The sequence below is a fragment of the Bradyrhizobium sp. 132 genome, from assembly GCF_023074185.1.
In the GTDB taxonomy this organism is placed as follows: domain Bacteria; phylum Pseudomonadota; class Alphaproteobacteria; order Rhizobiales; family Xanthobacteraceae; genus Bradyrhizobium.
Window position 1 is genome coordinate 150,213 of the sequence record NZ_JADPKY010000033.1, and the last position, 9,026, is coordinate 159,238.

Consider the following 9,026-nt stretch of genomic DNA (forward strand, 5'->3'; position numbering starts at 1 on the left):
ATCATGACCGTCACACGGCGAACATTCCTGGGCACCCTCGCCCTTTCGCTATCCGCACTTCCATTCTCCACGCACGCTGAGGACGCCTGGCCGTCGCGCATGGTGCGGCTGATCTCGCCTTACGGGCCCGGCGGCTCCAACGACATTTCGCTGCGGCTGCTGGCCGAAGAGTTCGGCCGCAACCTGCACCAGCAATTCATCGTCGAAAACAAGCCGGGCGCCGGCACGCGCATCGCCAACGACACGGTCGCGCATGCGCCGGGCGACGGCTACACCCTGCTCTATGTCGCGGCGCCCTACGCCACCGCCGAAGCGCTGTTCGGCAAGCTGACCTACGACCGCAAGGATCTGCAGCCGGTCGCGATGGCGGTGATCGCGCCGCTGTTCCTGATCATCAGCGCGGACGCGCCGTTCAAGACGCTTCCCGAATTGATCGCCTACGGCAAATCGAAACCGGACGGACTGACCTTCGCCTCACCCGGCGCCGGCTCGCAGCCGCATCTTGCCGGCGAACTCCTGTTCAGGGATGCCGGCGTCAAGGGTCTCAACATTCCCTTCCGTGGCGATGCGGCGTCCTACACCGAGCTGCTCGCCGGCCGCGTCGATGCCACGCTGACGGCGCTGCCGACCGCCCTGCCCTACATCCAGAGCGGCAAGTTCACCGTGCTCGGCGTCGCCTCGGCCGAACGCAGTGCGCTCTATCCGCAAGCGCCGACCCTGCGTGAGCAGGGTTTTCCCAATGTGGCTGCCGCCGGCTGGTACGGCTTCATGGCGCCATCGACGACGCCGCGCGCCATCGTCGACAAACTGCAGGCCGAAGTTTTGCGCGCGCTCGCCGAGCCGGCGATCAAGAACAAGCTGACCGCACAGGGCCTCGAAGTGCGCGCCGGCACCGCGGCCGAGTTCGGCCAGTTCATCGACAACGAGACGCAGAAATGGACCGGGCTGATCCGCGAGGCGGGCCTCAAGGGCGAGTGACGGTCACGAACAGGGAATGGAAATGAAAAACGCACTTATCAAACGCGCCGCGGCATCCGCGCTCGTTCTCGCGCTGTCGATCCCGACCGCACAGGCGCAAAAGAAATACGATCCCGGCGCCTCCGACACGGAGATCAAGGTCGGCCAGACCGTCCCGCTCAGCGGTCCGGCCTCGGCCTATGCCGTGATCGGCAAGACCCAGGCAGCCTACATGAAGATGATCAACGACCAGGGCGGCGTGAACGGCCGCAAGGTCAACTTGATTCAGTATGACGACGCCTATTCGCCTCCGAAGACGGTTGAGCAGACCCGCAAGCTGGTCGAAAGCGACGAGGTGCTGCTGACCTTCCAGATCATCGGCACGGCGCCGAATGTCGCAGTGCAAAAATATCTCAACGCCAAGAAGGTCCCGCAGCTGTTCGCGGCAACGGGCGCGGCGCGCTTCACCGATCCGAAGAACTTCCCCTGGACCATGGGCTTCAACCCTTCCTACCTCGTCGAGGGCCGCATCTACGCGCAATATCTTCTGAAGAACTATCCGAACGCCAGGATCGGCGTGCTCTATCAGAACGACGATCTCGGCAAGGATTACCTCGCCGGCTTCAAAGCAGGTCTCGGTGACAAGGCGAAGATGATCGTGGCCGAGACGTCCTACGAGATCACCGAGCCGACCATCGACTCGCAGATCCTGCGGTTGAAGGATGCCGGCGCGGACGTGCTGTTCAGCGCCACGACGCCGAAGCAGGCCGCGCAGGCGATCAAGAAGATCGCCGAGATCGGCTGGAAGCCGCTGCACATCATCGACATCAACGCCTCCTCGGTCAGCGCGGTGCTGAAACCCGCCGGACTCGACAACGCCAAGGGCGTCGTCAGCGTCGGCTATGTCAAGGATTCCGCCGATCCCGAGTGGAAGGACGATCCCGGCATGAAACGCTATCTCGCCTTCATGGCGAAGTACTATCCGGACGGCGACAAGGATTCGAACCTGAACGTCTACGGCTACATCACGTCCCAGCTCCTGGTGCAGGTGCTGCAGCAATGCGGCGACGATCTCACCCGCGAGAACGTGATGCGTCAGGCCGCCAATCTCCGGAACATCGAGCTCGACCTGACGCTGCCTGGGATTTCCGTGACGACAAGCCCGACCGACTATCGCGTCAACAAGCAGTTCCAGATGGTGCAATTCGATGGCCAGCGCTGGCAGAAGCTCGGCGGCATCGTGACGGATGAGGCGAAGGAGTAAGGCTGTTCAGTAAGGGGTGGCCCAATTCTGTCATCTTCCTCATGGCCGGGTTTAGCCCCGGCCATGAGGAGTGAGCGCGCGGCAGGCGGCCGCGCGATCTCCTTCAGCTCTTCAGCCCACCGACATACGCGGCGAGCTTGTCCAGCGTCTGGTAGCCGTATTCGACCGCACCGAAGTTGATCATGCCGTCGCGCTGCGCCGTGCTCGACGCCAGCTGCCGCATCATCAGAACCGTCTTGCCGTTGCTCTGCTCGGCAAAGGTGACGGTGAAGCGGAACAATCCGGGATCCTCGTCCTGGTCGGTGCCGTGGTCCATCTCCATCAAAGACGGCCGCTCGATGCGACGAAAGCGCATGCGGTTCGGATAGACGGTGCCGTCGGGGCCGATCATGTTGAAGCGCCAGACGCCGCCGACGCGCACGTCGATCTCGAAGGTCTCGAGCTTGAAACCCTTCGGCCCGAACCATTGCGGCAGATGCTTCGGGTCGGACCATGCCTCGAACACCAGATCGCGCGGCGCGTCGATCACACGCGACATCACGATCTCGCGGTCGAGCGACCACTGCGACAGGGCGGGATTGGCAGAATTCGTCATCACTCGGAACCTTTCCGTTTGGTTGTCTTGCCGGTTGTCCTGTTGATTTTGTTGGACGGCCGTTTGGCGCCCGCCCTCTCCTTGTCTTTCTTCAGCTTCATCACGTAGGCCTCGAAGCGGTCGAGCCGCGCCTCCCAGATCGCGCGCTGCTGCTGGAACCAGTCCTCCGCTCCGACGAGCGTGTCCGGGCTGAGACGGCAGGTGCGCACGCGGCCGGACTTCTCCGACAGAACGAGCCCGCTCGTCTCCAGCACATGGATGTGTTTCATGAAGCTCGGCAGCGCCATCTCGAAGGGATCGGCGAGTTCGCCGACCGACGCCTCGCCGGCGCAGAGCCGCATCACGATCGCCCGCCGGGTGGGATCGGCGAGTGCGGAAAAGACCTGATCGAGCCGGGACAATTGGTTAGCCATGGAGCTAACTATAGGGTCACTGCTGTCCGGCGTCAATATTTGTTAGCTAATTGGCTAAGTTAAATTTTGCCGACCGGTAGCCCGGATGAAGCTTTTCGCTCCATCCGGGCTACGGACCACTCATGCGGAACCTACAACGCGCAATCGTGAATTGGGGGGCACGGCCCTTCCCGCTAAAAGAGAGCCGGGGGCGCATCGCATCATGCGTCAGAGCCGTGCCGTCTGTTGTCACCTCATCATCACACCTTACCCGGCGGGCGTTCGCCCGGGCGGCGCTCGTTCCGCTCGCGCTGGCGTGCCCGCGCCGCGCCGCCGCGGATTCCGACATGATCGCGCAGATGCGCGACATCGTCGCGAATGAGCTGGCGCCGACCGCAACGCCCGACCAGCCGGGCGGCCTTGCCGTTGCGCTTTATGCCGGCAGCCATGTCGAGTTCTTCAATTACGGCTTTGCGGACGACGCCACGCAGAGGCCGGTCACGCCGGACACGCTGTTCAACCTCGGCTCCCTGCGCAAGCCGTTCGAGGCGACGTTGGTCGCGCTCGGCACCCTCCGCGGCGAGCTCCGGCTCGATGATCATCTGCCGAAATATCTCCCAGAGCTCACCGGCGACTATATCCGCCGCGTCACGGTCGGCGAGCTTGTCACGCACACCTCAGGCATGCTGCTGCCGACCGACCATCCGCCCTGGCCGGACGGGACTTTTACGCGCGCGCAGTTCATCGACATGTTCAACAATTGGAGACCGCAGGCTGGCGCGATGCCCGGCAAGCAGCGCGTCTACAGCCACGCCGGCTACGTGCTGCTTCAGCTCGTGCTCGAGCGTTGTTACGGCACGCCGATCGCGGCCCTGTTCGAACAGCGCATCCTCAAGCCGATCGGCATGAATGCGACCTCCGTGCCCGAACGCGGCGAAGATAGCCGTGCCGTCATGGACGAGACCTGGATGCACCGCGCGGTCCAGGGCTATTCGGATCAGGGCATGACGATCGGCCCGATCGGCGACCAGCAGAGCTATTTTGATTTTCCCGGCACGGGCCAGATGTTCTCTTCGCCGCGGGATCTCGCGACCTTCGTTGCGGCCTGCGTCGACGGGCGGTCGATCGACCCTCACTTGCGCGAGGCATTGTGGATGACACAGCACGAGATCTTCCGCATCGACGAGAAGTTCGGACAGGGAATGGCCTGGGAGACGGTGCGTCTTCCGGGCGTCACCGTCGTCGACAAGCCGGGCGGCCTCAACAACGCCTCCGGCTATATCGGCCTCGTGCCGGCGCGGCGGATCGGCATCGTCCTGCTCGCCAACCGGGGCGAATATCCGCACGAGATCGCGCGCTACAAGATCCTGCCCGCGCTGGCGCGCCTCGTGGCTTCGCACTGAACCGTCCCCCGCGAAAACAGAAAGCCCCGGCTGTGCCGGGGCTTTCCACGCCAGGGTCGGAACGGGATGCTCAGTATCTGGCGACGACCGGTCCGCCGAACTTGTAGTTCACGCCGACGCGCACGATGTTCGATTTGAGATCGATCGAGTGGGTAAAGGTCTGCGCCGGCAGCGCCACACCGACGAAGAGATTGTTGCTGGTCACGCTGCTGCGACCAAGATCGACGTAGAGATATTCGGCATTGAGCGACCAGCCACCGCCGACCGCGTATTCGCCGCCGAGGCCAGCGGTCCAGCCGACACGGGTGTCGCGGATCGTTCCGGACTCGGTCGCGGCTGCGAAAGTATCGGTGAAGGCGAAGTTGCCCTTCACCTCGGCGATGGCCGCGCCGCCGGTGGCATAGAGCAGCCAACTCGGCGTCGCGAGGAAGCCGATGCGGCCGCGGATGGTCGCGAGCCAGTCCGCCGAGACCGACGATGACACCGTGAAAGCAGTCGGCGCGCAGCAGGGATAGAGCGCCGAGCCGGTCGCACTGCCCTTGAAGCCGAAATAGTTGATGTCGCCTTCGAGACCAAGCACGGCTTGGTTGACCTGCCAGTTGAAGCCGGCCGTGAAGCCGCCGGTCACGCTGGAACTATTGACGCGCTGGGCGCCGACGGTCCCGATGGCGGTGACGCTCGAGTCCGCGAAATAGGCGGCGACCGGAAACAGGGTGGTGGTGGTCGGGTCCGCGCTGCCCCACTGCCCGCCGACATTGCCGCCGACGTAAAAGCCCGTCCAGCTGTAGGCCGGCGCCATCACGGGCGCCTTGGTGTAATGCGCCGCGAGGTCGGCCGCCTGCACGGATGCGGAGCCCACAACAATCGCGGCAACCGCCAGCAAAAACTTCTTCATTGCAGTCTCCTTGCCCACGCGATTGATCTCGCGTTTCGAATGCGCGCGGGCGGAAAGCGTCCGCCGCAGATCGGGCATAGGCCGCCGGTCCCGTGCCGTCTTGGGCTGCGGCGAAGTTCATAGGGACTGTGACGTAATGTGAGCCGTGCGGCGCGCGAACGCGCGACGGGTGTGACCCAAGGGCCACACGTTATCCCTCCTCCGCGACGCACGACGCACGCCCGTGTCGCATCACGACAACAGCGCGGAACGCGATTCGACTCTCCGCGTCTCAGACCGAACGCGTCAGTCCGCCGTCGACGCGGATGTTCTGGCCGGTGATGTAGGCCGCTCCGTCGGACGCCAGGAACGAGATCGTCGCGGCGATCTCCTCGACCTTGCCGTAGCGCTGCATCGGCACACTGTCGCGGCGAGCATCGGTCTGCGGCAAGCTGTCGATCCAGCCCGGCAGCACATTGTTCATGCGGATGTTGTCGGCGGCATGGGTGTCGGTGAAGATCTTCGTGAAGGCGGCAAGGCCGGCGCGGAACACGGCGGACGTCGGAAACATTGCGCTCGGCTCGAACGCCCAGGCGGTCGAGATGTTGATGATGGCGCCGGCCTTCTGTGCCTGCATCAAAGGCGTCACCAGCCGTGTCGGACGGATCACGTTGAGCAGGTAAGTGTCGAGGCCGGTGTGCCACTGCTCGTCGGTGATCTCCGTGATCGGCGCGCGGGGCCCATGACCCGCGCTGTTGACGAGCACGTCGATGCGTCCCCATTTGGCCAACGCCCCGTCGACAAGCCGCTTCAGATCGTCGTTCGACTTGTTGGAACCGGTGACCCCTAGCCCGCCGAGCTCGGCTGCAAGCGCCTCGCCCTTGCCGGAGGAGGACAGGATGGCGACGCGAAAGCCGTCGGCTGCGAGCCGACGCGCAGCCCCTGCCCCCATGCCGCTGCCGCCGGCGGTAACGAGTGCGACCTTCTCTGCTGCCATGACCGATCATCCTCTGTGATATCGTTGAGGCGAGCCGCAGGCCCGGCCTATCATGAGGCCTTCTACCGCCGGACCTGCCGGCAGGTCCACCGTCGCGAGCAATTTGAAAGATGAGCGATTTGCAGATCCGCAATTTGCGCCCGGAGGAGATATCCATCGCCGCCGACTGGGCCGCGGCCGAAGGCTGGAATCCGGGCCTCTCCGATGCCGCCTGTTTCGCGATCCCGGACGCGAAAGGCTTCTTCGTCGGCGAGATCGACGGCGAGCCGGTCGCGACCGTCTCCTGCGTCAACTACGATGATCGCTTCGCCTTCCTGGGCTTCTACATCGTGCGATCGGATTTTCGCGACAGAGGCCACGGGCTGCGCATCTGGAACGCCGCGATCGCGCATGCGGGCACCCGCGTCATCGGCCTCGATGGCGTCGTGGCGCAGCAGGATAATTACAAAAAATCCGGCTTCCAGCTCGCCTACGCCAATATCCGCTATGGCGGCATCGTCGCCGCGCCACTGAGGCCGCCCGCCGATGTCGTTGCGCTCGACACGATCCCGTTCGCGCGCGTTGAAGCCGACGATGCAACGGTCTTCCCGGCCCCGCGCGCCGGCTTCCTGCGTGCCTGGATCGACACGTCGGGACATATCGGTCGCGCGCTTCTGCGCGACGGCAAGCTCGCGGCATGGGGCGTGATCCGGCCGTGCCGGACGGGCCGCAAGATCGGCCCGCTCGTTGCCGACGACCGCGCGGCGGCGGAAGCGATCGCGCAGGCCTTGCTGGCAAGTGCGGGTGACGGCGAAGTCTTCCTCGACGTTCCCGCCGTCAATCGCGAGGCGATTGCGCTCGCGGAATCGCTCGGCCTCGCGCCGGTGTTCGAGACGGCGCGGATGTACACAGGGCCGATCCCGCCGCTGCGGATCGACCGCGTCTTCGGCGTGACGAGTTTTGAGCTGGGCTAGCTGAGGGAAATGCGCCGCTCAGTAGCAGCGCATGATGTTGACGGTATGCTCGCCGCCGCCGCGACCCGGCACAGTCACCTGCTCGGTCGGACAGCTCGGCACATAGGGCCGGTCGGACGGCACCACGTTCGGCGGGAAGCGATGCGTCCAGTCCCAGGGAACGTCGTACGTATAGGTGTAGCGCACGTCGCTGGAGACCGGTTGGCCGGAATCGGCGAAAGGCTGGCCGTATCCTGCGTTGTCATAGAAGAACCCGCCACCGCCCGGCCAATAGACCCAGGGTGTGTTACGGCCGCGGAAACGGGCGCCTGGCGCAATCGGCGGACGCGCCACCGGGCCGGACGGCGCGGCGGCGTGCGCGACGGCGCCGCCGGGTCTGGCAAAACTGTCGCTGGGGGCAAGGAGCAGCGCGGCTGCGCTGAGCGAGGCAAGCAAGGCCCCGTGTTGTGATCTGGACATCATGATACGCACCAACTCGTTTGGCTTCGCGAAAACGGCTCCCCACCGCACGCTAGGCCGGGCTGTCGCCCACCCGCAAACGTATAATTAATTGTTGGTTAAGGCATGGGATTAACGGGGAACAAGCTGCGGCAAGACGCGCGGGATTCCCGGCTGATGTCGCACTTGTTCCGCGGACTTCATAACCAGTTGATCGGAGTTGATCGCTTCCGCCGATCGCGTCCGGAACGCTCCCGCACTGCGGCCGTTGTCTCGCGACACAAGCAAGGAGCATCTCGAATGCGGAACAACTCAAAACTCCTCTGCCTGATCACGGCTTCGCTCGTCGCGGGCACGACGGCCGCCTCGGCCCAGGGCTATGATTGGAACGGACCGCGCGTGGGATGGGACCGCACCGCCCCCGCTTACCAACCGGTTCAGCCACGCGCGTACTATCCGGCCGGACCGTACGGCTCGCTCAACGGCACCAACCATCCGGCGCCGAGCTCGACGCAGGGCGATGTCGGCCCGGAGGGCAACAACAACGGCACCCTGACCGGCGTCTATCGCAACTGGTAACGCCCTTCACGATGTGGCCCATCGTCCATGACGGACGATGGGCCTTCGTGCGTCAGCGGCCCTGCTGCTTGCGCAGCCAGTCCGGCATGTCCTGCGGATTTCCAGTGCCCTGTGTCACGATGGCACTGTTTCTACCGCTGCGGCGATAAACCGTCGTGCGCCTGGTCTCCTTCTCGATCTTGACCTAGACCTGCGCCAGACCACCGCTCTGGGTAACGACGGACGTGCCGTTCTCGTTCTCATGTTGCACCTCACTTTCGATCACCGGGTGAACTGCCGATGGCGGCGGCTATTCGACGACAGGGCGGGTCCAGGCGCTCGCACGGACGACGCGGGTGCCGACCGCCCCGGATTGATTGCCGGCCACAATCCCTTGCGTCGCGTCGGGCGAAACATCCCAAGCGCGGGGTCAACGGAACGACGGCAAAATATTTCGCTTTATTAGAATTCGGATTTTTGTTAGTAATTACTCACTCCGGCCCAAGGAAGAGGGGCGTATCGCGATCGTCACGAACGCGGGCCGGGCGGCGGTGGACGCCGATCACATCGGCGCGAATGGTTTCGCAGGGCGGAG

Annotated in this window: 10 protein-coding genes; 5 read left to right on the top strand and 5 right to left on the bottom strand. The window is 64.5% G+C overall.

Features of this window, described 5'->3' with window-relative positions; translation table 11 throughout:
- Positions 1 to 3 precede the first annotated feature (3 nt).
- Entirely contained in the window at positions 4 to 978 is a 975-nt protein-coding gene (locus IVA74_RS06095) for a tripartite tricarboxylate transporter substrate binding protein (protein ID WP_247340791.1), read from the top strand.
- A gap of 22 nt (positions 979 to 1,000) precedes the next feature.
- The gene (locus IVA74_RS06100) at positions 1,001 to 2,221 is read left to right on the top strand and encodes an ABC transporter substrate-binding protein (RefSeq protein WP_247340792.1); all 1,221 of its coding nucleotides are present in this window, start codon (positions 1,001 to 1,003) and stop codon (positions 2,219 to 2,221) included.
- Positions 2,222 to 2,324: 103 nt separating this feature from the next.
- Here IVA74_RS06100 and IVA74_RS06105 read toward each other — a convergent pair whose 3' ends face one another.
- Together IVA74_RS06105 and IVA74_RS06110 are read right to left on the bottom strand one after the other, a co-directional pair.
- Entirely contained in the window at positions 2,325 to 2,816 is a 492-nt protein-coding gene (locus IVA74_RS06105) for an SRPBCC family protein (protein WP_247340793.1), read from the bottom strand.
- Positions 2,816 to 3,229, bottom strand: coding sequence for a metalloregulator ArsR/SmtB family transcription factor (locus tag IVA74_RS06110; RefSeq protein ID WP_247340794.1), 414 nt, complete (start codon positions 3,227 to 3,229; stop codon positions 2,816 to 2,818). The genes IVA74_RS06105 and IVA74_RS06110 overlap by 1 nt, the downstream gene beginning before the upstream one ends.
- 326 nt (positions 3,230 to 3,555) lie before the next feature.
- On the opposite strand from IVA74_RS06110, the gene IVA74_RS06115 reads away from it, so the two are divergent.
- Positions 3,556 to 4,611, top strand: a complete 1,056-nt coding sequence (locus IVA74_RS06115) for a serine hydrolase (protein WP_247340802.1) — start codon at positions 3,556 to 3,558, stop codon at positions 4,609 to 4,611.
- A gap of 70 nt (positions 4,612 to 4,681) precedes the next feature.
- Here the strand turns inward: IVA74_RS06115 and IVA74_RS06120 are convergent, their stop codons facing one another.
- A complete protein-coding gene (locus IVA74_RS06120) occupies positions 4,682 to 5,506 on the bottom strand; it encodes an outer membrane protein (RefSeq protein ID WP_247340795.1) in 825 nt (274 codons plus the stop codon).
- 271 nt (positions 5,507 to 5,777) lie between these two features.
- Entirely contained in the window at positions 5,778 to 6,482 is a 705-nt protein-coding gene (locus IVA74_RS06125; RefSeq protein ID WP_211399482.1) for an SDR family oxidoreductase, read from the bottom strand.
- Between the two features lie 110 nt (positions 6,483 to 6,592).
- Here IVA74_RS06125 and IVA74_RS06130 point away from each other — a divergent pair, with 110 nt between their 5' ends.
- Positions 6,593 to 7,435, top strand: coding sequence for a GNAT family N-acetyltransferase (locus tag IVA74_RS06130; RefSeq protein WP_247340796.1), 843 nt, complete (start codon positions 6,593 to 6,595; stop codon positions 7,433 to 7,435).
- Positions 7,436 to 7,453: 18 nt separating this feature from the next.
- Here the strand turns inward: IVA74_RS06130 and IVA74_RS06135 are convergent, their stop codons facing one another.
- Positions 7,454 to 7,897 carry a hypothetical protein gene (locus tag IVA74_RS06135; RefSeq protein ID WP_247340797.1) on the bottom strand — a complete coding sequence of 148 codons (444 nt, stop codon included), beginning with the start codon at positions 7,895 to 7,897 and terminating at the stop codon, positions 7,454 to 7,456.
- Positions 7,898 to 8,173: 276 nt separating this feature from the next.
- Between IVA74_RS06135 and IVA74_RS06140 the strand changes: the two genes are divergently transcribed.
- Positions 8,174 to 8,452: a hypothetical protein gene (locus tag IVA74_RS06140; RefSeq protein ID WP_247340798.1), complete on the top strand. Its 279-nt coding sequence runs from the start codon at positions 8,174 to 8,176 to the stop codon at positions 8,450 to 8,452.
- Positions 8,453 to 9,026 lie beyond the last annotated feature (574 nt).

Excerpts from the sequence above, each read along its gene's own strand:
- IVA74_RS06105 (WP_247340793.1), bottom strand. The coding sequence starts at position 2,816 with ATGACGAATTCTGCCAATCCCGCCCTGTCGCAGTGGTCGCTCGACCGC.
- IVA74_RS06125 (WP_211399482.1), bottom strand. The coding sequence starts at position 6,482 with ATGGCAGCAGAGAAGGTCGCACTCGTTACCGCCGGCGGCAGCGGCATG.
- IVA74_RS06120 (WP_247340795.1), bottom strand. The coding sequence starts at position 5,506 with ATGAAGAAGTTTTTGCTGGCGGTTGCCGCGATTGTTGTGGGCTCCGCA.
- IVA74_RS06115 (WP_247340802.1), top strand. The coding sequence starts at position 3,556 with ATGATCGCGCAGATGCGCGACATCGTCGCGAATGAGCTGGCGCCGACC.
- IVA74_RS06095 (WP_247340791.1), top strand. The coding sequence starts at position 4 with ATGACCGTCACACGGCGAACATTCCTGGGCACCCTCGCCCTTTCGCTA.
- IVA74_RS06135 (WP_247340797.1), bottom strand. The coding sequence starts at position 7,897 with ATGATGTCCAGATCACAACACGGGGCCTTGCTTGCCTCGCTCAGCGCA.
- IVA74_RS06140 (WP_247340798.1), top strand. The coding sequence starts at position 8,174 with ATGCGGAACAACTCAAAACTCCTCTGCCTGATCACGGCTTCGCTCGTC.
- IVA74_RS06100 (WP_247340792.1), top strand. The coding sequence starts at position 1,001 with ATGAAAAACGCACTTATCAAACGCGCCGCGGCATCCGCGCTCGTTCTC.
- IVA74_RS06110 (WP_247340794.1), bottom strand. The coding sequence starts at position 3,229 with ATGGCTAACCAATTGTCCCGGCTCGATCAGGTCTTTTCCGCACTCGCC.
- IVA74_RS06130 (WP_247340796.1), top strand. The coding sequence starts at position 6,593 with ATGAGCGATTTGCAGATCCGCAATTTGCGCCCGGAGGAGATATCCATC.